At 54.4% G+C, this 23,362-nt stretch carries 25 protein-coding genes; 11 read left to right on the top strand and 14 right to left on the bottom strand.

Going from position 1 to position 23,362, the window contains the following annotated elements; all coding sequences use genetic code 11:
• Positions 1–34: 34 nt before the first annotated feature.
• The 3 genes from AC6I8L_RS21205 to AC6I8L_RS21195 all read left to right on the top strand — a co-directional run bounded on the left by AC6I8L_RS21205 (position 35) and on the right by AC6I8L_RS21195 (position 2,708).
• Positions 35–1,135, top strand: coding sequence for an ABC transporter substrate-binding protein (locus AC6I8L_RS21205; RefSeq protein ID WP_058961764.1), 1,101 nt, complete (start codon positions 35–37; stop codon positions 1,133–1,135).
• 240 nt (positions 1,136–1,375) lie between these two features.
• Positions 1,376–1,546: a KGG domain-containing protein gene (locus AC6I8L_RS21200; RefSeq protein WP_058961765.1), complete on the top strand. Its 171-nt coding sequence runs from the start codon at positions 1,376–1,378 to the stop codon at positions 1,544–1,546.
• Between the two features lie 268 nt (positions 1,547–1,814).
• On the top strand, positions 1,815–2,708 hold the full coding sequence (locus AC6I8L_RS21195; RefSeq protein ID WP_058961283.1) for an SDR family oxidoreductase: 894 nt from the start codon (positions 1,815–1,817) through the stop codon (positions 2,706–2,708).
• Between the two features lie 43 nt (positions 2,709–2,751).
• Here the strand turns inward: AC6I8L_RS21195 and AC6I8L_RS21190 are convergent, their stop codons facing one another.
• Positions 2,752–3,618, bottom strand: a complete 867-nt coding sequence (locus AC6I8L_RS21190) for a DMT family transporter (protein ID WP_374754043.1) — start codon at positions 3,616–3,618, stop codon at positions 2,752–2,754.
• 216 nt (positions 3,619–3,834) lie between these two features.
• Positions 3,835–4,740: a LysR family transcriptional regulator gene (locus AC6I8L_RS21185; RefSeq protein ID WP_058961281.1), complete on the bottom strand. Its 906-nt coding sequence runs from the start codon at positions 4,738–4,740 to the stop codon at positions 3,835–3,837.
• 131 nt (positions 4,741–4,871) lie between these two features.
• Here AC6I8L_RS21185 and AC6I8L_RS21180 point away from each other — a divergent pair, with 131 nt between their 5' ends.
• Both AC6I8L_RS21180 and AC6I8L_RS21175 read left to right on the top strand, forming a co-directional pair.
• Complete coding sequence (locus AC6I8L_RS21180) at positions 4,872–5,621, top strand: SDR family oxidoreductase (RefSeq protein WP_058961280.1); 750 nt, start codon at positions 4,872–4,874, stop codon at positions 5,619–5,621.
• 269 nt (positions 5,622–5,890) lie between these two features.
• Complete coding sequence (locus tag AC6I8L_RS21175; protein WP_058961279.1) at positions 5,891–6,433, top strand: carbapenem self-resistance protein CarG family protein; 543 nt, start codon at positions 5,891–5,893, stop codon at positions 6,431–6,433.
• A gap of 29 nt (positions 6,434–6,462) precedes the next feature.
• Here the strand turns inward: AC6I8L_RS21175 and AC6I8L_RS21170 are convergent, their stop codons facing one another.
• From AC6I8L_RS21170 to AC6I8L_RS21160, 3 genes are all read right to left on the bottom strand, one after another.
• On the bottom strand, positions 6,463–7,095 hold the full coding sequence (locus AC6I8L_RS21170; protein WP_058961287.1) for an alanyl-tRNA editing protein: 633 nt from the start codon (positions 7,093–7,095) through the stop codon (positions 6,463–6,465).
• Positions 7,096–7,164: 69 nt separating this feature from the next.
• On the bottom strand, positions 7,165–7,539 hold the full coding sequence (locus tag AC6I8L_RS21165) for an NUDIX hydrolase (RefSeq protein WP_058961278.1): 375 nt from the start codon (positions 7,537–7,539) through the stop codon (positions 7,165–7,167).
• Positions 7,536–8,126 (bottom strand): NUDIX domain-containing protein, encoded by a 591-nt coding sequence (locus AC6I8L_RS21160; RefSeq protein ID WP_058961277.1) that lies wholly within the window; start codon positions 8,124–8,126, stop codon positions 7,536–7,538. The genes AC6I8L_RS21165 and AC6I8L_RS21160 overlap by 4 nt, the downstream gene beginning before the upstream one ends.
• Before the next feature lie 82 nt (positions 8,127–8,208).
• Here AC6I8L_RS21160 and AC6I8L_RS21155 point away from each other — a divergent pair, with 82 nt between their 5' ends.
• The 5 genes from AC6I8L_RS21155 to AC6I8L_RS21135 all read left to right on the top strand — a co-directional run bounded on the left by AC6I8L_RS21155 (position 8,209) and on the right by AC6I8L_RS21135 (position 12,940).
• On the top strand, positions 8,209–8,958 hold the full coding sequence (locus AC6I8L_RS21155) for a DeoR/GlpR family DNA-binding transcription regulator (RefSeq protein ID WP_058961276.1): 750 nt from the start codon (positions 8,209–8,211) through the stop codon (positions 8,956–8,958).
• Between the two features lie 155 nt (positions 8,959–9,113).
• Positions 9,114–10,004: an oxidoreductase gene (locus tag AC6I8L_RS21150; RefSeq protein ID WP_058961275.1), complete on the top strand. Its 891-nt coding sequence runs from the start codon at positions 9,114–9,116 to the stop codon at positions 10,002–10,004.
• A 181-nt stretch (positions 10,005–10,185) separates the two neighbouring features.
• Entirely contained in the window at positions 10,186–11,157 is a 972-nt protein-coding gene (locus AC6I8L_RS21145) for an ABC transporter substrate-binding protein (protein WP_236699765.1), read from the top strand.
• Position 11,158: 1 nt separating this feature from the next.
• Positions 11,159–12,181, top strand: coding sequence for a FecCD family ABC transporter permease (locus AC6I8L_RS21140; RefSeq protein WP_058961271.1), 1,023 nt, complete (start codon positions 11,159–11,161; stop codon positions 12,179–12,181).
• Positions 12,182–12,184: 3 nt separating this feature from the next.
• The gene (locus AC6I8L_RS21135) at positions 12,185–12,940 is read left to right on the top strand and encodes an ABC transporter ATP-binding protein (RefSeq protein ID WP_058961270.1); all 756 of its coding nucleotides are present in this window, start codon (positions 12,185–12,187) and stop codon (positions 12,938–12,940) included.
• 252 nt (positions 12,941–13,192) lie between these two features.
• Here the strand turns inward: AC6I8L_RS21135 and AC6I8L_RS21130 are convergent, their stop codons facing one another.
• From AC6I8L_RS21130 to AC6I8L_RS21115, 4 genes are read right to left on the bottom strand one after another with little or no spacing between them, the layout of a single operon-like run.
• Positions 13,193–14,362 carry a dihydrodipicolinate synthase family protein gene (locus tag AC6I8L_RS21130; protein ID WP_058961268.1) on the bottom strand — a complete coding sequence of 390 codons (1,170 nt, stop codon included), beginning with the start codon at positions 14,360–14,362 and terminating at the stop codon, positions 13,193–13,195.
• Between the two features lie 16 nt (positions 14,363–14,378).
• On the bottom strand, positions 14,379–15,620 hold the full coding sequence (locus AC6I8L_RS21125; protein ID WP_058961267.1) for an MFS transporter: 1,242 nt from the start codon (positions 15,618–15,620) through the stop codon (positions 14,379–14,381).
• A gap of 59 nt (positions 15,621–15,679) precedes the next feature.
• Positions 15,680–16,513 (bottom strand): sugar phosphate isomerase/epimerase family protein, encoded by an 834-nt coding sequence (locus tag AC6I8L_RS21120; RefSeq protein ID WP_058961265.1) that lies wholly within the window; start codon positions 16,511–16,513, stop codon positions 15,680–15,682.
• A gap of 10 nt (positions 16,514–16,523) precedes the next feature.
• Positions 16,524–17,675: a Gfo/Idh/MocA family protein gene (locus tag AC6I8L_RS21115; RefSeq protein ID WP_058961263.1), complete on the bottom strand. Its 1,152-nt coding sequence runs from the start codon at positions 17,673–17,675 to the stop codon at positions 16,524–16,526.
• 247 nt (positions 17,676–17,922) lie between these two features.
• On the opposite strand from AC6I8L_RS21115, the gene AC6I8L_RS21110 reads away from it, so the two are divergent.
• On the top strand, positions 17,923–18,558 hold the full coding sequence (locus tag AC6I8L_RS21110) for a TetR/AcrR family transcriptional regulator (protein ID WP_236699764.1): 636 nt from the start codon (positions 17,923–17,925) through the stop codon (positions 18,556–18,558).
• 4 nt (positions 18,559–18,562) lie between these two features.
• Here AC6I8L_RS21110 and AC6I8L_RS21105 read toward each other — a convergent pair whose 3' ends face one another.
• The 5 genes from AC6I8L_RS21105 to AC6I8L_RS21085 form a co-directional block, all read right to left on the bottom strand.
• Positions 18,563–19,333: a 3-hydroxybutyrate dehydrogenase gene (locus AC6I8L_RS21105; protein WP_058961260.1), complete on the bottom strand. Its 771-nt coding sequence runs from the start codon at positions 19,331–19,333 to the stop codon at positions 18,563–18,565.
• A 14-nt stretch (positions 19,334–19,347) separates the two neighbouring features.
• A complete protein-coding gene (locus AC6I8L_RS21100; protein ID WP_058961258.1) occupies positions 19,348–20,739 on the bottom strand; it encodes a GntP family permease in 1,392 nt (463 codons plus the stop codon).
• A 66-nt stretch (positions 20,740–20,805) separates the two neighbouring features.
• Positions 20,806–21,990 (bottom strand): acetyl-CoA C-acetyltransferase, encoded by a 1,185-nt coding sequence (locus AC6I8L_RS21095; RefSeq protein WP_058961256.1) that lies wholly within the window; start codon positions 21,988–21,990, stop codon positions 20,806–20,808.
• Entirely contained in the window at positions 21,987–22,655 is a 669-nt protein-coding gene (locus tag AC6I8L_RS21090) for a CoA transferase subunit B (RefSeq protein ID WP_058961255.1), read from the bottom strand. The genes AC6I8L_RS21095 and AC6I8L_RS21090 overlap by 4 nt, the downstream gene beginning before the upstream one ends.
• Positions 22,642–23,361: a CoA transferase subunit A gene (locus AC6I8L_RS21085; RefSeq protein WP_058961253.1), complete on the bottom strand. Its 720-nt coding sequence runs from the start codon at positions 23,359–23,361 to the stop codon at positions 22,642–22,644. The genes AC6I8L_RS21090 and AC6I8L_RS21085 overlap by 14 nt, the downstream gene beginning before the upstream one ends.
• Position 23,362: the final 1 nt, after the last annotated feature.

The following is a 23,362-nucleotide window of genomic DNA, read 5'->3' as shown; positions in this document are numbered from 1 at the left end:
GGGCGCCCGTCGCGCCCCTTCCCTTTGGGGGCCAATGCTGATTGTTCTGGCCTGCTTCTTACTGGTGCTTAGTAGCGCCGCGCTGGCAAAAAACGTCACGGATATTGACGGTAATCAGGTGGATATCCCTGACCATCCGCAGCGCATTGTGCTGGGAGAAAGTCGCATGCTCTACACGCTGGCGCTGCTGGAATCGGGCAATCCTTTTCAGCATATCGTTGCCTGGCCTCAGGATTTGAAAAAGTACGATAGCCAGACGTGGAACAGTTTTGCGCGCCAGTTCCCGCAAATGTTAAAAATCCCTTCCCTCGGTTCAGGCGGCCCGAATGCCATCAATCCTGAGCAGATCCTGGCACTCAAACCGGATGTGGTGATCCTGCCGAGCCTGGCGCGCTACGATGATGCCGATCTGCGCCTGGTGAGTATGCTGAAAGCCGCCCATATTCCGGTGGTGAAAATCGATCTGCGCGTGCATCTGCTGAAGAATACCCGTCGCAGCGTGGAGATTTTTGGCGAGGTGCTGAATCAGCAGGCTCGCGCGCAGGCCTTTAACCGTTTTTATGACGCACATATGCAGGTGATTCGTGATCGGCTGGCCAGTTATCACGGTGCGAAGCCTTCAGTGTTGTTGCAGTTGCATCTTGGCCGCCGTAATGAGTGCTGTGTCACCGCCATCAACGGCAGCCTTGGCGAACTGTTAAACGCCGCAGGCGGCGATAATATCGCGGCTAAAACGCAGCACGGCGTGTTTGGTCGCTTGAGTGAAGAAATGGTGATTGCGGCGCAACCGGATTACTACTTCGCCACCGGATTTGGCGATAACGAGGCGCAGGGTTTGCTGAAGCTGGGGCCAGAAGTGGCATTGCCAGCGGTGCAAAGCAGCTTCGCCCAACTGACCGCGCAGCAAAACGGATTGCGTGAATTAGCCGCGCTACGTAACGGCCACTCCGCCGTCATCTGGATGAATTTTTACCTCAGCCCCTGGCACATCGCGGCAACGGAATTTATGGCAAAAACACTTTATCCTCAGCTGTTCGCGGATGTCGAACCCGAGCAAACGTTAAAGCAAATCTTCCATGATTTCCTGCCCATACCTTATAGCGGGACCTATTTCACTCAAATCCCTGCGAGTTAGTCGGCCTTATTTATAATCGAAGCGTTAAATACGCTTCGATTATATTAATAATTAATTATTAACCTTCATAATTCATTTGCTTAAAAAATAAGATACGAAAAAATACTCGATAATCCACTTATACGCTGCCGCCGCGCTTGTTAATATTCACAGTGGCACTAACCTTAATTCTGCAGTCTGGACATAACGTGTGACGCTATCCACGATTATGTAATCGCAATGCATGAATGAGGGCATTTTATGGTCGAGCATAGAGGCGGTTCCGGTAACTTCGCAGATGATAAACAAAAGGCATCTGAAGCAGGTAAAAAAGGTGGGCAAAGCAGCGGCGGCGGTAGTTTTAAAGACAACCCTGAGAAAGCCTCCGAAGCCGGGAAAAAAGGCGGAAAAAGCAGTAACAAAGGCTCTTAAGCCGCATCGGGCGTGCTAGTCGCCTCAACGACAAGGATGCCAATACGTTCTACTGGCAATTGAATAAGTGCAATGACGATATATGACTGACGTCTTGCGCTTATTCTGCTCTCCCCTCTCATTCCAGTCACGCCTTTTATTTCCATCGCCGCAGCCATAATAACGCCTCGCTTAAGCTGAAAAATTTCAATTGGTCATTTTTTGACGTGACATATATCACATTTATGCCAGGCTTAATTTATCACTAGCGAAGAACATGGAGATTAAGATGAGTTCATTGACTAATAAAACGCTGCTCACCCATCAATATCCGACACCTCCCTTTAAAAAACAATTACAGGATTTTCCTGGGCTGGCGGCAAAAATGGAACCGCGCCCGGATCATGGTGAAACCAGCTATCGTGGCACCGGCCGTTTAACCGGTCGTAAAGCGCTGATTACCGGCGGCGATTCCGGGATTGGTCGTGCGGTGGCGATTGCTTACGCGCGTGAAGGTGCCGACGTGGCGATAAATTACCTGCCCGACGAAGAACAGGATGCGGCAGAGGTGATAAAACTGATTGAAGCGGAAGGTCGTAAAGCGATTGCCATACCGGGAGATATTCGCTCCGAATCCTTTTGCCAGCAGCTGGTAAAGGAAGCGGCGACGAAACTTGATGGTCTGGATATTTTGGTCAACAACGCCGGTCGTCAGCAGTTCAATGAATCGATTCGTACCCTCTCGACAGAAGATTTTGATGCGACCTTTAAGACTAACGTGTATGCCATGTTTTGGATCACGAAGGCGGCGCTGGAGTACCTACCGGCGGGTTCATCGATCATTAACACGTCATCAGTGCAGGCCTACGATCCCAGCGCTATCCTGCTGGATTATGCCCAGACCAAAGCATCGATTGCGGCCTTTACTAAAGCTTTAGCCAAGCAGTTGGGTAAAGACCAAATCCGCGTCAACGCCGTGGCACCCGGCCCTTACTGGACTGCATTGCAGGTGTGTGGCGGCCAACCGCAGGAGAAAGTGGAGAAATTTGGTGCTTCCGCACCACTGGGTCGGCCCGGTCAGCCTGCTGAAATCGCGCCGCTCTACGTGACGTTTGCGGAAACCACCAATAGCTTCACCTCCGGACAAGTCTGGTGTTCTGATGGCGGCACCGGCACGGTTTAATCCCGATGAAGGGCGCATCACGATTGATGCGCCCTATTCGATCTTAGCCCAAGGTTTTCAGGCGCGGAGCGCGGAATACAAGCATAATGCCGAGCAGAATAGCCAGCATTCCCATCATCCCCGACCACGGCAGCGCATTACCTAACAACAGGTAATCCAGTACTGCCGTTATCACTGGAACCAGATAAAACAAACTGGTGACGTTAACGATGCTTCCCGCACTCAGCAGCCGATACAGCAGCAGCTGCGCCACCACCGAGATCATCACCCCAAGAAACAGCACGGAAATCCAGAAGTGCAACGTAAAGTCGATATGGAAGGCTTTAACCGGAAGCAGAAGAGCACACAGCGCCAGGCTCACCGCATATTGCAGCGGCAGTACCTGCGCGGGATGCTGGGACACCTTTTTCTGCATGATGGCACCAAACGTCATACACAGCAGTGCGCCGAGAGCGAAGACTATGCCGCTCAACGGCAACTGCGATGCCGCCAGACTGCGCCACACCAGCAGTATCAATCCTGCTAACGCGATCAGTAATCCCAGTAATCGCGTGCCCTGCATGCGCCTTTCCACAATGCAGAGCGTCAGGATAGGTTGTATGCCCATGATGGTGGCGATTAAACCTGGCGTCACCCCCTCGGCCATCGCCTGGAAGTAACACACTGAATAGGCACCAATCAAAATCAGACCGGTAAACATCACCGTTTTTCGGCTGCCCGCATCGGGTAACCAGCCACTCCGAAAAATGCCCACCAGCATTAATGCAACCAGCGCCACACCGAAGCGCACGATCAACAGCGCCATCGGTGAGGCATTGTCTAAACCAAGGCGAGAGAAGATGGCCGCACTGCCCCACAGCAGCACGAAGCCCGACGTCGCCGCTTGCGACGCCAAAGACGAAGAACGCATGAAAATGCTCCTAAAACAAACGTTGGAAATTTAAGCGTGAAGACTTCCGGTTCTTAATGAACCACAACGCGTGCAGGAGGCGGTGGCGGACAGCAGATCGCATACAGGCCATGTTCGTATGACGGGGAAAATGCAGCTGAATGTGTCATTTACGCTGGCCTGTAGTGAAAATGGGGGAGTTAAGAAACAAAAAGTTAACAGATCGCTGTGTGCTTGTCATCCATTGAGTCGCGCAGGAAATACCTCACGCAACCATTCGATAAACACCCGTAAACGCTGGGTCAGATGGCGGTTTTGCGGATACACCACGTGAAACGGATAGCTGGCGGGCCGCCAATCCTTCAGTATCTCCACCAGCGCGCCTGACGCTAAATCTGCCGCTGCTGCGTACCGGAATGTCTGAATGATGCCTAATCCTGCCACTGCAGCTGCCAGATGCGCGTTGCTCTCATTGATGCCAATGCGATGCTCGATTTTCATTTCCTGTTTCTCATTCCCTTGCATGAAGCGCAGGGGAAAAGCGCGTCCGCTTTGCGGGGATAAATAGCTAATCCAGCGGTGGCCATTTTTAAGCTCTTGCGGATAGGCTGGCACGCCGTAAGTTTTGAGATAAGCGGGTGCCGCGCAGGTGATCATCTCAGCATTACCAAGATGACGCGCCACCAGCGATGAATCACCGAGCGGACCGCCACGAATCACGCAATCGACATTGTCGCTAATCAGATCCACAGCCCGGTCTGATACGCCGAGATCGAGGCTAATCTCAGGAAATCGCGCGACGAAATCAGGTAACAGTGGGATGAGGACGTCACGCGCCGTTGAGCCGCCAATATCAATGCGCAGATACCCGCGAGGCGTTCCGTTTACCGCGTTAAATGCGCCATCAATATCTTCCAGGTCACGCACGATACGCAGTGCTTTATCGTAATAATCTCGTCCTTCAGGCGTGACGGTGACGCGACGCGTGGTGCGCTGTAACAGGCGCACGCCCAGATGCCCCTCTAACTCCTGCACCAGTTTGCTCAACGTGGCATTCGGCATATCCAGTGAATCGGCCGCACGGGTGAAGTTCCCCGCTTCCACCACGCGCGCAAACGCCTTTATCGCCAACAGCTGGTCCATTTTTATTATCCATGCAGAGGAATAGTGATTTCGATTTTACACCATTTATCACTAAACCGCGCAGGGTTACATTGCCTCCCATGCACTGCAACGCAGTCATTACACACTTAAATCCATTTGGGAGAACACTCATGAACACATCATTAAACGGTAAAATTGCATTAGTCACCGGCGGCACCAGCGGGATTGGTTTAGCCTCTGCCCAGGCGCTGGCAGCACAGGGCGCACGGGTGTTTATCACCGGTCGTCGCCAGCCGGAACTGGATGCCGCCGTGACGCTGATTGGCGCGCAGGCAACCGGTATCCGCGCTGATGCTTCTGTGCTGAGCGATCTGGATGCGGTGTATGCCCAGATTGCACGCCAGGCAGGCCGGCTCGATATCCTGTTCGCCAATGCTGGCGGCGGCGATATGTTACCGCTCGGTGCGATTACTGAAGAGCACTTTGACCGTATCTTTGGCACCAACGTGCGAGGCGTGCTGTTTACCGTGCAAAAAGCGTTACCGCTGCTGAGCGACAAAGCCTCGGTGATTTTGACCTCGTCCACCACTTCGGTTCAGGGCACCGCAGGATTCAGTGTTTACAGCGCCAGTAAAGCCGCCGTGCGCAACTTTGCCCGCTCATGGGCGCTGGATGTGAAAGATCGCGGAATTCGTGTCAACGTGGTGAGCCCTGGTCCGGTGCGCACGCCGGGTTTGGGCGATTTAGTGCCCGAAGATCAACGTCAGGGATTGTTCGATGCATTAGCTGCCCAGGTGCCATTGGGCCGATTGGGTGAACCCGGTGAGATTGGTCAGGTTGTCGCGTTTCTCGCATCCGATGCTTCGAGCTTTATTAATGCCACCGAACTGTTCGTGGATGGCGGCATGGCGCAAGTATGAGTTGATGGTTCAGGAAAGACGTTCACATTAGGTCTGTTTTCCTCTAACGAAGTGCGTAATGGATGACGCACTTCGTCGGTTAATCTCTTTTCTTTTAATTATTCCGTTCCCCCTTTCACATCACAGAAAAAACACCCATAATTCAGCGCGATTGGAGAGCAAAATTTTTAAAATACGCCATGATGGCCATCAGGCAGCAATACCATGCTGTCTTTCAATATTCAGGTGTTAATCCCTGATATTGTCTTAACCAGTGAGGAAAGCGTGCAGTGAAATTAAAAACTTTCGCGTTTATCGTTCTGTCATTAAGTACCGTTTTCGGTGCGCAGGGTGCTACGCGGGTCGGGTTGCTGGCAGGGGCGAATAATATCGATCTTAATCAGGATGGCATCCCGGATTTGCTGGTCTCAGCGACCTTTGACAATAACACCTCGCATCCCAGCCAGACGCTATCTGCCTTCATCAATAAAAACGGCAACTGGTTTATTTTACCGGTTCCGGATGATGATGGTTTTACCTGGTCTGATTTTCGTCTTGCGGGTTCCTCTGACAAAATCATTGGTTTTGAACTGCACAATATCCAGGGCGTTTATTACCTGATCCGCGCGATGAAATTCTCGTCAAATCAGGACAATGATGATCTGACTGAAGCCGCGCTAATAAAATTCTCTCGCTATCGGGTAGCGGAAAGCAGCGAAGAACCTGGCGCTCCGGTTTTTTATTGGCAGCTGTCTGGCACTTATACCACCTCACAAGCGTATAGCGATGTTGATCAGGCTTTCGCACAATTAAAAATAGATGAATTTAAGTAGCGCAGTGCAGGCGTTAATCCGCCTGCTCATCAATCCCGCACTTCATACTGCACCGAAAGTTCGCCCTTCTTCTCTTTCACTCGGGTAATGACAATATCGCCAACGTCACCGGTGCGCTGCACATGTGTGCCGCCACAGGCATAAGGTTTGAGATCGCCCCAGCTGACCATTCTGCGTCCGGCGTCATCCTGCAGCACGCGTGCTAAATCCTGCGCCACTAGTGCATCTACACCCTCAGCGATGATCGCTTCATCAACGGCTTGTGGTTCGCCCTGCGGTTTAAAAACGATACGTCCATTGCCGGGCCGATGATCGCCTTTGTAACCTAACCAGCCAAACTTCTCTCCGGCATAAGCAATCAGATGCCCTGCAGAATGGTAACGGGTATGCAGCTTACGCAGTGCCGCATCAATTTGGATATGCACGCAGCCCAGCGCCACTTCGCGGTCAGTGATATGGATTAACTCACCCTCGTCCTGGATGAGCTGAAGCACGTTGGCATCGCCTATCGTGCCCTTGTCAGCGGGTTGCCCACCGCCTTGCGGATGAAATAGTGTTGCCGCCAGCTGTACACGAAACTGGCCGTCTTCCTGCACTTCACAACGCAACACTTCCGTATCCATCTCCAGCAGATCGCTGAAATAGTAGGCTCTCTCCGTCATCACTTCCTCCATAACACTATCCTCCGCCCTTGGTGTTCAAATCGGCAAAACAGAGCTTGCCCTATCTGTCTATATGTATCCTGCCTGGGCCTGAACCAAGGGGATCTGTTCGATATCGTAAAAAATACTCAAACCCAAATCCTTGCCAACTTGCACATCCTGATCCGCTCCCGTTGATGCGCCAGGCATGCGTAAAATGGCATCACAACTCTGAATAAGACGATGCGCAACGGGATAAAGGAAGGCTTCGCTGATTTCATCCCCGATCCGCTGCGAACCCGCCGCATTGGCGAGCGGTAACGCCAGCCATTCACCTATCACCGGGGTATGGCCCTTTTGATAAACCTGCAACGCCATGTGATCAAGTTTCTGCATATTTTGCTCAATCAGTTGCTGATCACCGTGAGTGCCACTGCGAACCGGACCTGCGATCAGAATCATCATTGCACTTTCTCCTCAAATTGAATGTTTAATGCCAGGTGTTGCAGCAACATGATGGTTTTGGCATCTTCGATTTCACCGTTTCGGATCGCGTCCATCGCGCGTGCGAAAGGCCACTCCAGTACTTCGATATCTTCCCCCTCTTCCTCCAGACCGCCGCCAGCATGCTTTCGGTCGCCATCGTGATATTCCGCGATAAAGAAAAACAACTTCTCCGTCACCGAACCCGGGCTCATATAAGCCTCCATCACCTTCTCAATATTTGTGACAGTGTAACCAGTTTCTTCTTCTGCCTCGGCAATAATGCGCGTTTCCGGCGAGGCGTTATCCAGCAAACCGGCTGCGGCCTCGATCAAAAAGCCATCATGCCCATGGATAAAGATGGGAAAGCGGAATTGCCGTGTCAGGACGACTGTCTGTTTATGGCGGTTATAAAGTAGGATCACCGCACCATTGCCACGGTCGTAAGCTTCGCGGCTTTGCTGTTGCCAACTGCCGTCGGCACGCTGTAAATCGAAGGTGTATTTTTTTAAGGTGTACCAGTTGTCGGATAACAACTGCTCACGAATATTGCGCACTTTATGCTGCATGTTTGGTCTCCCGATGGCTGACAAAACAGACGTTATCATGCATAATCGTGCACATACAAGCAAAAACACGAATGAGAGAATTATGCTTTCCAGTCAACGTAAACAGCAGATATTGACGATTCTTGCCGATGAGCAGCAAGTGATGTCAAGCGAGCTCAGCCAGCGCTTTAGCGTCTCTGAGGACTCGATTCGCCGTGACTTAAGGGAGTTGGCCAGCGAGGGTTTACTGCAACGTGTCCACGGGGGTGCGCTGCCGGTTTCTGCTGCTATTGCCCCTTTCGAAACACGCAAAAACGTGCAAATCAGTTCTAAGCGCCTGATCGCGCAAAAAGCGGTGCAACTGATTCAACCGGGTCAGGTGGTGATTATTGATGGCGGTACAACCACAGCGGAAATGGTGCAACTGCTGCCCAAAGAACTGGCTTTTACCGTGGTGACCCACAGTCCGAGTATTGCCGTCGCCCTGGTTGATTTTCCTCTGGTTGAGGTGATTCTGATTGGCGGCCAACTGTATCGTCACTCGGTGGTTGCCGTGGGATCAGCGGTGATCGAAGCCATTGCACACATCAATGCAGACCTGTTCTTTATGGGCGTCACCGGAGTACACAAAACCGCAGGGTTAACCACGGGTAATTACGAAGAAGCCGGTGTGAAACGTGCACTGGCGGCGCGTGCGGCGGAAACGGTGGTGATGGTCTCTAAAGAGAAACTCAACTCAGCATCGGCGTTCGCCATTGGCGATCTGTCACTGGCCAGCACACTGATTGTTGATGGAGAACCTGATGCTGAGATGCAGCAACTGCTGCAACAGAAACAGATAGCCCTGCTGTAATTCGCCCTTTCAATGCAGGCATTGAGTGATTATCCCGCGCTATGATTTTTCTATCTGGCCGATGGAACGCACATCATTCAGTCACAATGCCAGGCTGTAATAGAGAGTTTTCGCTGACCCTGAGGGCAGCACTGGATAAACAGGAGAATAGCTGCATGACTGAGTTTCCAACCATCGCCCTTGTCGGACCCGGCGCCATCGGCACCACTGTGGCTGCCGCGCTGCATGAAATGAATCGCACGCCAACACTGTGTGGGCGTACGGCACATACACAATTGCTGCTGCGCCACGGAGACGGTGAGGTTGTGGTGCCTGGCCCGGTGCTGAGCAATCCTGAAGCGATCGCCAGGCCCTTTGATTTGGTGTTTGTGGCGGTCAAAACTACCCAGGTGGCGGAAATTGCACCCTGGCTGGCGGTGTTGTGCGATGAGAATACGGTGGTGTGCGCGCTGCAAAATGGCGTGGAGCAAGTTGAACAGCTGTCCCCATTAGTCAATGGCGCAACGGTACTGCCTTCTGTGGTGTGGTTCCCGGCTCAGCGCGAGCCTGATGCCTCGGTGTGGTTACGCGCGAAGCCGCGCCTGACTGTGCCCGACGTCGCGCCAGCACAGCGTATTGTGCAAGCACTGCAAGACTCGCGCTGTGCGGTCGAATTGGAGGCAGATTTCCTCACCATTGCCTGGCGCAAACTGTTGCAAAACGCCGTCGCCGGTTTAATGGTGCTCGCCAATCGCCGCGCCGGGATGTTTCAGCGCGAAGATATCACCGAGCTGGGTCTGGCCTATCTGCGGGAGTGTCTGACTGTGGCGCGTGCGGAAGGCGCCAATCTGAGCGACAACGTGCCGCAGGAAATTATGGCTGGCTTCCATCGCGCCCCGGCAGATTTAGGCACCTCGATCCTGGCGGATCGTCAGGCCAATCGCCCGCTTGAGTGGGACATCCGTAATGGCGTGGTGCAGCGACGCGGCAAAGCACAAGGCATCGCGACACCGATCAGTGATGTGGTGGTGCCTCTGCTGGCGGCAGGAAGTGATGGTCCGGGTTAAGATCAGAGTGAAGTCCGGGCCACGGACTTCGCTTCAATAGCCTTAACACTTAACACTCACAATGGGTATCAGAATCAATTGACATGAATACATCAGACTTGCCATTATGTTACGTTATAACATAACACTACGTAATCGGTAAATCATGCGCACTTTTTCGACCCGCCTTTTAGCACTCATAATGGTATTCAGCAGTTCAGCCGCACTGGCTTCCGCCTTTCCACTCAACATTGAAAACTGCGGTAAAACGGAAACCTTTTCACGACCACCTGCACGCGTGGTGACCATTGGTCAGCATGAAACAGAACTCCTTCTGGCACTTGGCCTGGAGAGTAAAATCGCGGGAACCGCCGTCTGGTTCGGCCCTCTCCCCTCTGAATTAGCACAGGCTGGCAGTGGTATTAAACGCCTCGCGGACAACTCACCGGGGTTTGAAGCCGTCGTCGCGCAAAAACCTGATTTGGTTTTGGCGCAGTACAGTTGGCATGTTGGGCCTCAGGGTGAAGTCGCTACTCGCGATCAATTTGAACAACCTGGCATCAAAACCTGGATTTCACCTGCTGATTGTCAGGGCAAATCGGTCACCGCCACTTCAAACGGCGACGGTGCGCGCGTGAAACCTTACTCGATTGAGGTGATTTATGATGAAATCACCGCGCTTGCCAACATCTTCGATGTGACGGAGCGTGGTGATGCCTTAAAGGAGAAGTTATCTGCACGAATCGCTCAGGCACAACAACAGGCGGCGCTTCACACCAGCAAACCCCTTAAGGTGGTGTATTGGTTCTCAAGCACACGCCTTAAAGGCGATCCGTGGATCGCAGGCAGTGATGGTGCGCCGGGCTGGATCACTCAGACTCTAGGCCTCAAAAATATCATTGTTTCCTCCGATGAATGGCCCGCCGTGAGTTGGGAACATATCGCACAATCTCAGCCCGATATCATCGTCATCGCCAGCATGGATAGAAGGCTGTATCCAGCCGATGATGTCGCCATAAAACAGGCTTTTCTCACCAGCGATCCCGTTACACGAGAAATGAACGCGGTTAAGCAGGGTCATATCGTGGTCGTGCCTGCGATGTCACTCAATCCGTCCCTGCGCAATGTCGATGCGGTTGAGCTGATCGGTCAAAAGATTGCCGCGTTTAAATAGTATGAATCGGGCTTACCCATTTAAGATCGGCTTTATTTTCATCACGGGCCTTATCAGCCTGCCCGTGATGATGATCTTCTCATCCAGCATTGGCGATATGTCCATTTCATTGAGCGCCACTTTCCAGGCGATCACCAACGGGGTGGGCTTGACGCATTATGATCTCCCTCCCGTTGAAGCTGGCATCGTCTGGCAATATCGGATGAGCCGGGCCTTTATGGCTGCCTGCAGTGGAGGTGGCTTAGCGATTTGTGGCCTGGTGTTGCAATCGCTGTTAAGAAACCCGCTGGCGGAACCTTATCTGTTGGGTATCTCTGCGGGTGCTTCCACCGGGGCCGTAATGGTGATGCTGCTGGGTATTGGCAGCGGCGTGTTGACGGTTGGCAGTGGTGCCTTTGCCGGCGCTTGCCTGGCATTTGGCTTGATCATATTGCTCTCACGAGGGATGGGGGAAAACACCGGGCGCATCATTTTGGCCGGGATTGCCGGAACACAGCTGTTCAATGCGCTCACGTCTTACATCGTCAGCACATCAGCCAATGCGGAGCAATCGCGCGGTGTGATGTTTTGGCTCTTAGGCAGTTTAAGCGGCGTTCGCTGGCCAGATGCCGTTCTGTGCGCCATCGTCATCGTCAGCGGATTTGGGGTGATCATGTGCTATGCACGCACGCTGGACACGTTTTCATTTGGTGTCGATGTCTCGGTAACGTTAGGTACTCCGGTTGTGAAAGTGCGGGTGGTGTTGCTGTTGATTACGGCATTCATCACGGCGGTGATTGTCAGCTCAATTGGGGCGGTGGGATTTATCGGATTGGTCATCCCGCACGTGACCCGCATGCTGGTTGGACAGCGACACCTTATCACCCTTCCCGTGACATTCCTGTCGGGCTGCCATTTCATGATCCTTGCCGACTTGATGTCAAGAACGTTGATCGCACATCAGGTTTTACCCATTGGCGTGGTGACTGCATTAGTGGGCGCCCCTGCTTTTGCCTTCCTTCTCTATCAACGAAAGGGCAACTAAACGATGACGATATCGGTCAGTGACCTCAGCGTCCAACTTCAAGCGCGTCGCATCCTCACCACGGTCTCCTTCGACGCAGCTCAGTCTGCAACCGTAGGTTTGCTTGGGCCCAACGGTTCAGGAAAATCAACGCTACTGCGTGCGCTGGCTGGGCTAATGCCTGATTCGGGCGCGAAGATAACGCTCGGAAAAGTAAAGCTGAACCAACTTTCGCGCAATCAGCTGGCGCGCAAACTGGCCTTTGTCCCGCAACACGCCGAGGCCGATGATGAACTCACGGTGATTGACATTATTCGTCTCGGGCGCACACCTCATCGTGGCGCATTCCAGTTCTGGACGGCAGAGGATGCCAGCGCCATTGACGAGGCGGTGGCGTTAATGCAACTGGAAAATTTGGTCGACCGCTGCTGGCAACGATTATCCGGCGGTGAGCGCCAGCGTTGCCAAATCGCCCGCGCCTTGGCGCAAAAACCGGATGTTTTACTGCTGGATGAACCCGTCAATCACCTCGACATCCAATTCCAGCTTGAATTGATGCGTCTTATCTCTTCGCTGCCCGTGACGGTGGTGATTGCTCTTCACGATCTGAATCTGGCGGCAAAATATTGCCAACACCTTGTGGTACTCGATCAGGGTCGCGTGGTTTCAACGGGTAAGCCCAAAGCCGTCCTCACACCCGAACGCATACACACAACGTGGCGGGTTCAGGCGCAGATCACGACATCAGCACAGGGGGCGCTCAATATTCAATACGTATGAGTCAGCGCTTGAAGCCCACGGCTATACAGCCATCAGGAAACGGTATGTTCAGTAACAAAATATTCCTGCAATAATGGACTGCCACAATCGTGGTTGCAGTACCTACACGCGCGTCACCTACGAGATTATTCGATAGCCGCTGCTATCAAGCCCGCCAATGGCGGGCTTTTTTTCGCTCTAACCGAGTGAGTCTTCTTTTCCGTCAGAAATCCGGACGGCTTAAATAGCCTATAATCGCGTTAGGTCGAAAGGCTAAATACCGTGCATTTTCGCCAGTAGCCACATGCGTTCAGCAGCCACATCCGCGTTATTCAGCAAACCAGCCTCATCCGCCAGTCTGAACGCTTCAGAGTAGTGCGTCAGACTGCGCGCACTCTGCATGCCGCCAAGCAAGGTGAAATGCTTCTGATGGCCATTCAACCAGGCCAGGAACACGATGCCCGCCTTGTAATACTGCGTGGGTGCCGAGAACAAATGGCGTGCCAGCGGCACTGTCGGTGCCAGAATCCGTTCAAAGCTGGCGCGATCGCCCTGTGCTAATGCATGCAGTGCGCTGGTGGCGGCCGGTGCAATGCCGTCGAGAATGCCCAGCAGCGCATGCGAGAAGCCTTGCTCATCACCGGCGATCAGTTCGGGATAGTTAAAGTCATCGCCGGTATACATTTTGACGGAAGCCGGCAGCTGGCGCCGCATCTCAATTTCACGATCTTTATCCAGCAGTGAGATCTTTATCCCCTCTACTTTTGCCTGATTTTCGCGTATCACCGCCAGACAGACCTCCATCGCACTGTGAATCGTCGCGCCGCCCCAGTAACCGCGTAGTGCGGGATCAAACATGTCCCCCAGCCAGTGCAAAATAACCGGCTCACGCACCTGGCGAAGAAGCGTGCTGTAAACGGTGATGTAATCCTCTGGCCCTTTAGCAATGGCGGCGAGCGCGCGACTGGCCATTAAGATAATACGGCCGCCACAGGCTTCGATTGCTGAGATTTGCTGCTCATACGCGGCAATCACATCCTGTAAGGTCAGTTGGGAAAAGTCCGTCAGATGATCGGTGCCAGCCCCGCTGGCGACCCGTGCCCCCGGATACGCTTTCGCTTGCTCAACGCTGCGTTTTATAAGCTCCAGCGCGGTTGGCCAATCCAGCCCCATGCCGCGTTGCGCGGTATCCATGGCTTCCGCGATGCCCAATCCCAGCGACATTAAATGATCGCGATATTCCAGCGTGCTGTCCCAGTCAATCGCCATATCGCTATGTGGATTTTGCATGCGCTGCGGGTCGGCAACCACATGCGCAGCGGCATACACGTCACGGTTAAATAGCGGTTTCGCCGGTACGCTCCAGTGGCGCTCACCCTGCATGATGTAGCTGTAGGGCTGACCGTTGCGATCCAGTAAACGCACTTTATTGCTCACAGACATGGTTCTGTTCCTTATTTCAGTGTTTTGCCAGATGCCCGGACGGCATCACATTCTGCGAACTGTTGTGGCTTCCGATAGGCAGGCGACGCACCCCCAGCAATACCAGGCTGCTGCAGATAATGACGCAGGCGGCGACCAGCCAGACCGGTTGCAGGGTGTAATGCTGCGCGTAATAACCCGCCACAATTGGCGAGATGCCGCCCGCCGCCATCCCCATATTCATCACAAAGCCGATGGCGGAACCGCGCAGAGAAGGCGGCACCAGTTCAGCAGTGAGCGAGAGAACAATGGGTGTAATCGGATAGCCAAGGAAACCAAGGATCAGCACCAGCACAATCACCAACGGCACCGAAAGATTGAATGCCATGGCGGCCATCACCAGCCCGCTGATAAAAGTAATGGTCATCAGAATGGTGCGACGGCGTTTGAAATCGCCTTTATCACAGTAGCGTCCCAGCACAAAGCCGCCCAAAGCCCCGGTAATGCCGAGCAGGCTGGCGATGGTGCCTGCGGCACCAATCGACAGATTTTTTACCTGCATCAAATAGCTCGGTGCCCACAGCAGCACAATCCACCAGCCTGCCAGCAGCACGAAATAGAACGCAGCCATCAGCAACACCGGCGCATGGCGGAACAAGGTTTTTAATGGCACTTTTTCCGCTGCCTGGCGTGCAATCAACTCGGCAGGTTTACGATCATTTTTCACCAGCACCAGATACAACAGCGCCACCAGCATGCCCATCGCGCCCGCCACGTAGAACACCACGCGCCAGCCAAAGATCGGACCGAGCATGGCGCCCATCCAGGTGCCAAGGAATCCGCCAATCGGATACCCCATCCAATAGAGCGACATGACCGTTGTGCGCTGTTTTTCGCTGGTCACGTTGGCCACTTCGAGCGAGGCGGCAGGCCAGAAGATGCCCTCACCGATGCCCGTCATCACGCGGTAAAAAATCAGGCTGGTCATGCTGCCGGCGACACCCGTTAACAGTGTCGCCAGTGAAAACATCATCAGGCCGAGAATCAATACCGGTTTGCCGCTTAACTTGTCGGCGATAATGCCGGAAATGAACAGAAAGACGATGAAGCCAAAAAAGAAGGAGGAGAGCAGAATGCCACTCTCCGCTTTACCGAGACCAAACTCTCCAGCGATCAGCCCGATGGCTGATGACACCGTCATGCGATCCACCGAGTACATCATGTAGCCAAGGCCGCACAGCACGGTGACCAGAATCATTTTGCGGGTATCTGTATTCATCTTTTCCTCGACAATGTCTGTGACCGACGAAAACAGCTTTTCAGCTCTGTCAGATACGGTTAACCGTGCGCCAGATGGCGAGCCTTGCAGGTCTTAAGCACCTCATCTGGATCCTGAGTCCACCAGTTCAGGCGGGAGAAAATTTCCACTTCATGTAATCCGCGATAACCCTGGGCTTCTACCGCTTCCCGCATGGCGGGGATATCGATAACGCCATCGCCCATCATGCCGCGATCCTCCAGCAGGTCCCGCGTAGGCGTGAGCCAGTCGCAGATATGAAACGCCAGCAGCCGTTTCAGACCCGCACGGGCGATTTCCTGATAAAACTCAGCATCCCACCAGGTGTGATAGACATCGACGGCAATCCCCAGTCCGTCGTCGCCCAGCTCATCGCAGAGGTCGTTAGCCTGTTTCAGCGTGTTGATGCAGGCACGATCCGCCGCGTACATGGGATGCAGCGGTTCAATCGCCAGCGGCATGCCGCCCGCGCGGGCGTACTCCAGCAGAGCGCTGAGTCCATCACGCACTTGCTGTCGCGCCCCCGGCAGATCTTTCGAACCTGGCGGCAAACCGCCGACCACCAGCACAAGGCACTCTGCGCCCAATTCCAGCGCTTCATCCACCGCTCGCTGGTTGTCGGCCAGGGTCGCCTGGCGTGTTTGCTGATTAACGCCGGGAAACATGCCACCTCTGCAGTAGCCACTCACCCGCAGATCGTGATGACGAATCAGCCGCGCCGCTTCTGCTAAACCGATGTTTGCTACCTGATCGCGCCACGGCGAGATGCCGCGAATCTCATGGCGCGCACAACCTTCAATGATTTGGCGTAAATCCCACTGCTGGCGCACGGTCGCCGTGTTGAGCGAAAGCTGTTCGGAATGGGGACGACTCATGTTCGGCTCCTTAGCGTTCCAGCGATGGCACATCAACCCAGCGGCGCTCTTTCCAGCTTTTCAGAGCCAGATCGACTAGTTGCAGACCTTTGGCTCCTTCCAACAGATCCCAGCGATATTCCCCTTCGCCCCAGACGTGGCGTAAAAACAGCTCCCACTGCACTTTGAATGCATTGTCGTAGACCTGGGTATCCGGCACGCTGGCCCAGTCATCGAAGAAGTTATGGGTTTGACGGATATCCGGATTCCAGACCGGCTTTGGCGTATTGACGCTAGCCTGCGTAAAGCAATCGCTAAGGCCAGCCACCGCTGAACCGTTGACGCCATCCACCTGGAATGTCACCAGATCATCGCGGCGCACGCGCACGCACCATGAACTGTTGATCTGAACAATCGCGCCGTTGTGCAGTTCGAAGGTGGCGTACACCGCGTCATCCGCCGTGGCGTCATAAGGTTGCTGCTGTTCATCCCAGCGCTGTGGAATGTGGGTTGCGCCGATGCAGCTCAGGCTTTTGATTTCACCGAACAGGTTGTCGATGACGTAGCGCCAGTGGCAAATCATGTCGAGGATAATGCCGCCGCCATCTTCGCTGCGGTAGTTCCAGGATGGACGCTGGGCCGGTTGGCGATCGCCTTCAAATACCCAGTAACCAAATTCACCGCGCACCGATAACACGCGACCAAAGAAGCCGGATTCATTTAGCAAACGCAGCTTTTGCAGACCCGGCAGCCATAGCTTGTCCTGCACCACGCCGTGACACACGCCTTTTTCTAGTGCGAAATGGTATAGATCCAGCGCATCATCCAGCCCCATCGCTACCGGCTTTTCCGAATAAACGTGTTTCCCCTTGCTGATGGCTTTCTTCAGCAAAGCCGGACGTGCCTGGGTGGTGGCTGCATCAAAAAAGATGATGTCATGCGGATTATTCAGTGCTTCATCAATGTTGGTTCCCCAACGTTCGATACCAAATTCCCGCGCCAGCGCAGCCATTTTTTCCGCGTTGCGGCCAATCAGAATCGGATCGGGCATCAATCGGTCGCCATTGGCCAGCGCCACACCGCCCTGCTGCCGAATCTGCACAATCGAACGGATGAGATGTTGATTTTTACCCATTCGCCCGGTCACGCCGTGCATGATGATGCCCACTGGAATCTGCGCCATGTATTCACCTCAAAGTCGTTTGTGATGGAAGTAACACGTTCAACATCTATTTCAACGCTCCGCCGTTCGCTGATTCATAATCAATCAACTAACTGGTTGATGACGTCACTATAATGGGCAGAAAGAGACCTGACTTTGATCGAATTCACATAACCAACTAGTTAGTTGAAAATCTTTTGCCCTTGTTTTATGCGCAAAAAGAGGCACTATAATGCTCAGTAAAACAGTGATATGTGGGGATTCTGCTTTGGTTGATCGTGTTGCGAGTAACATTGAGGATGTCACGGATAAGCAGGTGCGGATACTGATGGCCGCGCGCGCAGAGTTCGCTGAGAAAGGATTCGACGGTGCACGCGTTGATAGCATCGCCGAACGCGCTCATGCCAATAAGCAACTGATTTACTACTACTTCACTAACAAAGACATACTGTTTACCCGCGTGCTGGAAGAAGCCTATCGTGACATTCGCGAGCAGGAAGCAGCCTTAATGCTCGATCACCTCCCCGCCGATCAGGCAATTTTGCAGCTGGTGGAGTTCACCTGGCACTATTACCTGAAAAATCCCGAATTCATTCGCCTACTCAACAGCGAAAATCAGCTCAAGGCGCGGCATCTCAAAGATTCTGACATCACCGTGCAGATTAATCAGAGCTGGAGCAGTATCACCCAGCAATTGCTGCAACGAGGACGCGTCGAAGGAAACGTGCGCGAGGATATCGATGTGATGCAACTCAACATCAATATCTCCGCGCTGGGCTTTTTCTATCTGATCAATCAGTCAACGCTGTCGATTATCTACCAGCAGGATCTCAGTGCCAAAGCGGCGCTGGATGAGCGCCTGCGCGTGATGAAAGAGTGTATTGCCGCGTGGATAAAGCCGTGATGCATTACTGCGCCAGCCAGCCGCCATCCATGTTCCAGGCCGCGCCGCGCACCTGCGCACCGCCCTCACTGCACAGAAACAGCACCAATGCTCCCAACTGCTCAGGTGTAACAAAAGCCTGAGCAGGTTGTTTTTCTGACAATAACGCCAGGCGCGCGGTTTCGGCATCCTCGCCGGCTGCAATGCGTTTATCGATCTGCTGCTGCACCAGCGGCGTTAGCACCCAGCCCGGACAGATGGCGTTGCAGGTGATCGGTGATTGCGCGTTCTCCAGCGCAATCACTTTTGTCAGCCCTACCACCCCATGCTTCGCAGCGACATAAGCGGCTTTCTCTTTCGATGCTACCAGCCCATGCACGGAGGCGATATTAATGATGCGCCCCCAGTGACGTGCCTGCATACCGGGTAATACGGCGCGACTGGTGTGGAACACCGAAGAGAGATTGATGGCAATAATCGCATCCCACTTCTCTACCGGGAAAGATTCCACCGGCGCGGTGTACTGAATACCGGCATTATTTACCAGAATATCTACCGCACCATAGTGTGCCTCTGCCCACTCAATCATCGCGGCGATTTGGTGCGGATCGGACATGTCTGCCGCGTGATAGTCCACTGTTGCCCCGGTGGCCGTGATAATCGCTTTCGCGTGTTCCACTTCGCCAAAACCGTTGAGTATCACCGTGGCGCCCGCTAGTGCCAGTTGCTCCGCGATACCTAATCCGATACCGCTGGTAGACCCGGTCACCAGTGCCACTTTTCCCGTTAATTGCATCGATTCATCCTCCTTCAGACAATGCCGGTGAGGTAAAACACCCCAATCACAAACAGCACGGCCAGACTTTTGATAATGGTGATGGCGAAGATGCCACCATACGCTTCTTTATGTGTTAACCCTGTGATCGCCAGCAAGGTGATCACCGCGCCATTGTGTGGCAGTGTGTCCATCCCGCCGCTGGCCATCGCCGCCACGCGGTGCAGCACTTCCATCGGAATCCCCGTGGCCTGCGCCGCCTGCACGAAGTGTTCTGCCATCGCTGCCAGCGCAATACTCATCCCACCCGATGCCGAACCGGTGATCCCCGCCAGCACGGTAATACTGATCGCTTCATTGAGAAGCGGGTTGGGAATCGCCTGCAGCACGCCAGACAGCACGACAAAGCCCGGCAACGCAGCGATTACCGCACCAAAACCGTACTCGGAGGCGGTATTCATCGCCGCCAGTAACGCACCGGCGACCGCCGTACGACTGCCTTCTGCCAGACGACCACGAATGTTGCGCCAGCCAAAAATCAGCACCACCAGAATGCCGCTGAGCAGCGCCGCCTGTACTGCCCAAATCGCGGTGGTTTTCTTAATATCGGTGAGGATCGGCGTGGGATTTCCCGGTAGCGTGATGCTGCTCTGCGCGCCGTACCACGACGGGATCCACCAGGTGAAGCAGAGATTGAGCACTCCGACCAGAATCAGCGGCAGAATGGCGATCAGCGGATGCGGCAAACGAACATCTTCCGCCGTTTCTGGCTCATTCTTCAGGTTAGTGCCATAGGGTTCCTGGTTGGCCTGTGCCCGACGGCGTTGCCGATCCAGCCACAGCAAGCCCACCACGATAATAAACAGCGATCCGATCAATCCCAGCCACGGTGCTGCCCAGGCGTTAGTGCCGAAGAAACTACCGGGAATGATGTTCTGGATTTGTGGTGTGCCGGGCAGTGCATCCATGGTGAAGGAGAACGCACCCAGAGCCACCGTTGCCGGAATCAAGCGCTTAGGGATATTGCTCTGACGAAACAGTTCTGCGGCAAACGGATAAACGGCAAAGGCCACCACAAACAGCGACACGCCGCCGTACGTCAGCAGTGCGCACACCAGTACAATCACCGGGATGGCATGGCGACGCCCTAGCAGCGCAATGGCCGCCGTGACGATCGAGCGTGAGAAGCCGGATAGCTCAATCAACTTGCCAAAGATGGCACCCAGCAGAAACACCGGGAAGTAGAGCTTCACAAAGCCCACCATCTTATCCATAAACAGACCGCTGAACACCGGCGCGACCGCAGCCGGTTCGGTTAACAGCACCGCTAACAGCGCGGCAATCGGGGCGAACAAAATTACGCTATAGCCGCGATAGGCGGCTAACATCAGCAACCCAAGCGCAGCGAGGGCAATAACGACACTCATGTTGCTTCCTTATTATTTTGTAGGGTTGAAGGTAAAGACATTGCCAATAATTTGAATCGGTCCGCCTCAATCCGGGCGTTCAACCGCCAGGGCGACGCCCATGCCGCCGCCAACACACAGCGTTGCCAGACCGCGCTTCAGCTCACGCTGCTGCAAGGCATGAATGAGCGTCACCAGAATGCGGCAGCCGGAGGCACCAATCGGATGACCCAGCGCAATGGCACCGCCGTTGACATTGACCCGTTCCGGCTGCCAGTTAAGCGCTTTGCCTACCGCCAGAGCCTGAGCGGCAAAGGCTTCGTTAGCTTCGATTAAGTCCACTTGATCCAGCTCCCAACCAGCCTGTTTCAGGGCTTTGTTGGTCGCAGCCACCGGGCCGATACCCATCACCGCCGGATCCACGCCAGCAATGCCGCTTCCGGTCAATCGCGCCAGCACCGGTAACCCCAATGCGGCGGCGCGTGATGCTGACATCAACAGCACGGCGGCCGCGCCATCATTCAGGCTGGAAGCATTACCTGCGGTCACGCTGCCGTCCTTTTTAAAGGCGGGATGCAAACGCGCCAGCCGCTCGGCTGAACTGTCCGCGCGTGGCTGTTCATCTTCACCGATCACCAATGTCTCGCCTTTAGCCTGCGCCACCGTGACGGGCGTGATTTCTGCACGGAAGGCGCCCTGCTGCTGTGCCGCTACCGCTTTCTGTTGGGATTGCAAGGCAAAGGCATCCTGATCGGCACGGCTAATGTGGTATTCGTCGGCAAGATTCTCGGCAGTGATCCCCATGTGGTAGTCGTTAAACGCATCCCACAAACCATCGTGGATCACGCTGTCCATCAGTTGACTGTGACCCAAACGACAGCCGCCACGCGCCTCCGGCAGCAGATAAGGGGATTGGCTCATACTCTCCTGACCGCCCGCGATAATGATCTCGGCGGCACCGCTTTGAATGGCTTGCGCGGCCTGAATCACCGCTTTCAGCCCTGAGCCACATACCATGTTCAGCGTGCTGGCTGGCACGCTGTAAGGCACACCCGCCGCCACAGCCGCCTGGCGCGCAGGGTTTTGCCCGCATCCAGCGGTGAGTACCTGCCCCATAATGACCTCATCGATTAGCGTGGGATCGAGCGCGGTTTGTTTCAGCAGTGTGGCAATCACCTGCTGGCCCAGTTCTGCAGCAGTAAGAGACGCCAGCGCACCGTGAAAACGGCCGATGGGCGTGCGGGTGGCTGCCACAATCACACATTCGTTCATGATGCCTCCTGGGAAAAACGCATTTCACGGACATCATCGGCGATGCGTAATTGCCCGGCCGTCTTTGCACGGATCTCATCGAGCGTGACGCCCGGCGCATACTCACGCAGCACAAAAGCGCCCTCTTCAATCTCCAGCCAGCCGAGTTCAGTAATCACTTTACGAATACAGCCGACGCCGGTAAGCGGCAAAGTGCATTCGGACAGCAGTTTTGATTCGCCATGCTTTGATGCGTGCGTCATCATCACGATGATGTTTTCCGCACCCGCCACCAGATCCATCGCACCGCCCATGCCCTTGACCATTTTTCCGGGGATCATCCACGACGCGATGTTGCCGCTGACGTCCACTTCCAGCGCGCCCAGCACGGTAAGATCAACATGGCCGCCGCGGATCATGGCGAAAGACTGTGCCGAATCGAAGATTGCCGCACCCTTTCTTGCGGTCACCGTCTGTTTGCCGGCATTGATCATGTCGGCATCCAGTTCGGCTTCGGTGGGAAACGCCCCCATGCCCAACAAACCGTTTTCCGACTGCATCATTACGTCCATGCCCTCAGGTACGTAGTTGGCCACCAGCGTCGGCATACCAATGCCGAGATTGACGTAATCACCATCGCGTAGCTCCTGTGCCACGCGCTGCGCCATCTGTTCACGCGTGAGCATGTGCGCCTCCTTCACTCAGGGTGCGTTTCTCAATGCGTTTCTCGAAGTTGCCCTGTATCAGGCGATCGACATAAATGCCCGGCGTATGAATAGCTGCTGGATCCAGTTCACCTGGCGCCACAATCTCTTCAACTTCAACAACGGTGACACGGGCAGCCATTGCCATCAGTGGGTTGAAATTCTGCGCGGTGTGGCGATAGATCACATTGCCGTACCAGTCCGCTTTCCAGCCTTTGACGATGGCGAAGTCACCGCGTATCGCCTGTTCCAGAATGTAGTGGCGCCCATCGAATTCTCTGACTTCTTTACCTTCTGCGACTGGCGTGCCATAGCCGGTGGCCGTATAAAATGCGGGGATACCCGCGCCGCCTGCGCGCACTTTTTCCGCCAGCGTACCCTGCGGCGTGAGAATCACTTCCAGTTCACCGCTGAGCATCTGCTGCTCGAACAACGCGTTCTCACCGACGTAAGAGGCGATCATGGTTTTGATCTGCCGATTCTCCAGCAGCAGCCCGAGGCCAAAGCCATCCACCCCGCAGTTATTCGAGACCACGGTCAGCCCCTTAATGCCCTGCTGACGAATTTCGGCGATGAGATTTTCTGGAATACCGCACAGGCCAAATCCCCCCGCCAGCAGCGTCATGTTGTCTTGCAATCCAGCCAGCGCCTGCTGATAACTGGTGACGCGTTTGTCTAATCCTGCCATT

The organism is Type-E symbiont of Plautia stali (assembly GCF_059731115.1).
Note: the sequence above shows the minus strand (reverse complement) of the source record. Positions and strands in the feature narration are given on the sequence as shown.

Excerpts from the sequence above, each read along its gene's own strand:
- AC6I8L_RS21105 (WP_058961260.1), bottom strand. The coding sequence starts at position 19,333 with ATGCAATTAACGGGAAAAGTGGCACTGGTGACCGGGTCTACCAGCGGT.
- AC6I8L_RS21165 (WP_058961278.1), bottom strand. The coding sequence starts at position 7,539 with ATGATGATTCTGATCGCAGGTCCGGTTCGCAGTGGCACTCACGGTGAT.
- AC6I8L_RS21120 (WP_058961265.1), bottom strand. The coding sequence starts at position 16,513 with ATGAGTCGTCCCCATTCCGAACAGCTTTCGCTCAACACGGCGACCGTG.
- AC6I8L_RS21115 (WP_058961263.1), bottom strand. The coding sequence starts at position 17,675 with ATGGCGCAGATTCCAGTGGGCATCATCATGCACGGCGTGACCGGGCGA.
- AC6I8L_RS21160 (WP_058961277.1), bottom strand. The coding sequence starts at position 8,126 with ATGCAGCATAAAGTGCGCAATATTCGTGAGCAGTTGTTATCCGACAAC.
- AC6I8L_RS21185 (WP_058961281.1), bottom strand. The coding sequence starts at position 4,740 with ATGGACCAGCTGTTGGCGATAAAGGCGTTTGCGCGCGTGGTGGAAGCG.
- AC6I8L_RS21090 (WP_058961255.1), bottom strand. The coding sequence starts at position 22,655 with ATGCTCACGCGTGAACAGATGGCGCAGCGCGTGGCACAGGAGCTACGC.
- AC6I8L_RS21155 (WP_058961276.1), top strand. The coding sequence starts at position 8,209 with ATGCTTTCCAGTCAACGTAAACAGCAGATATTGACGATTCTTGCCGAT.
- AC6I8L_RS21180 (WP_058961280.1), top strand. The coding sequence starts at position 4,872 with ATGAACACATCATTAAACGGTAAAATTGCATTAGTCACCGGCGGCACC.
- AC6I8L_RS21085 (WP_058961253.1), bottom strand. The coding sequence starts at position 23,361 with ATGGCAGGATTAGACAAACGCGTCACCAGTTATCAGCAGGCGCTGGCT.
- AC6I8L_RS21140 (WP_058961271.1), top strand. The coding sequence starts at position 11,159 with ATGAATCGGGCTTACCCATTTAAGATCGGCTTTATTTTCATCACGGGC.
- AC6I8L_RS21145 (WP_236699765.1), top strand. The coding sequence starts at position 10,186 with ATGGTATTCAGCAGTTCAGCCGCACTGGCTTCCGCCTTTCCACTCAAC.
- AC6I8L_RS21135 (WP_058961270.1), top strand. The coding sequence starts at position 12,185 with ATGACGATATCGGTCAGTGACCTCAGCGTCCAACTTCAAGCGCGTCGC.
- AC6I8L_RS21130 (WP_058961268.1), bottom strand. The coding sequence starts at position 14,362 with ATGTCTGTGAGCAATAAAGTGCGTTTACTGGATCGCAACGGTCAGCCC.
- AC6I8L_RS21100 (WP_058961258.1), bottom strand. The coding sequence starts at position 20,739 with ATGAGTGTCGTTATTGCCCTCGCTGCGCTTGGGTTGCTGATGTTAGCC.
- AC6I8L_RS21125 (WP_058961267.1), bottom strand. The coding sequence starts at position 15,620 with ATGAATACAGATACCCGCAAAATGATTCTGGTCACCGTGCTGTGCGGC.
- AC6I8L_RS21095 (WP_058961256.1), bottom strand. The coding sequence starts at position 21,990 with ATGAACGAATGTGTGATTGTGGCAGCCACCCGCACGCCCATCGGCCGT.
- AC6I8L_RS21200 (WP_058961765.1), top strand. The coding sequence starts at position 1,376 with ATGGTCGAGCATAGAGGCGGTTCCGGTAACTTCGCAGATGATAAACAA.
- AC6I8L_RS21190 (WP_374754043.1), bottom strand. The coding sequence starts at position 3,618 with ATGCGTTCTTCGTCTTTGGCGTCGCAAGCGGCGACGTCGGGCTTCGTG.
- AC6I8L_RS21195 (WP_058961283.1), top strand. The coding sequence starts at position 1,815 with ATGAGTTCATTGACTAATAAAACGCTGCTCACCCATCAATATCCGACA.
- AC6I8L_RS21170 (WP_058961287.1), bottom strand. The coding sequence starts at position 7,095 with ATGACGGAGAGAGCCTACTATTTCAGCGATCTGCTGGAGATGGATACG.
- AC6I8L_RS21150 (WP_058961275.1), top strand. The coding sequence starts at position 9,114 with ATGACTGAGTTTCCAACCATCGCCCTTGTCGGACCCGGCGCCATCGGC.
- AC6I8L_RS21205 (WP_058961764.1), top strand. The coding sequence starts at position 35 with ATGCTGATTGTTCTGGCCTGCTTCTTACTGGTGCTTAGTAGCGCCGCG.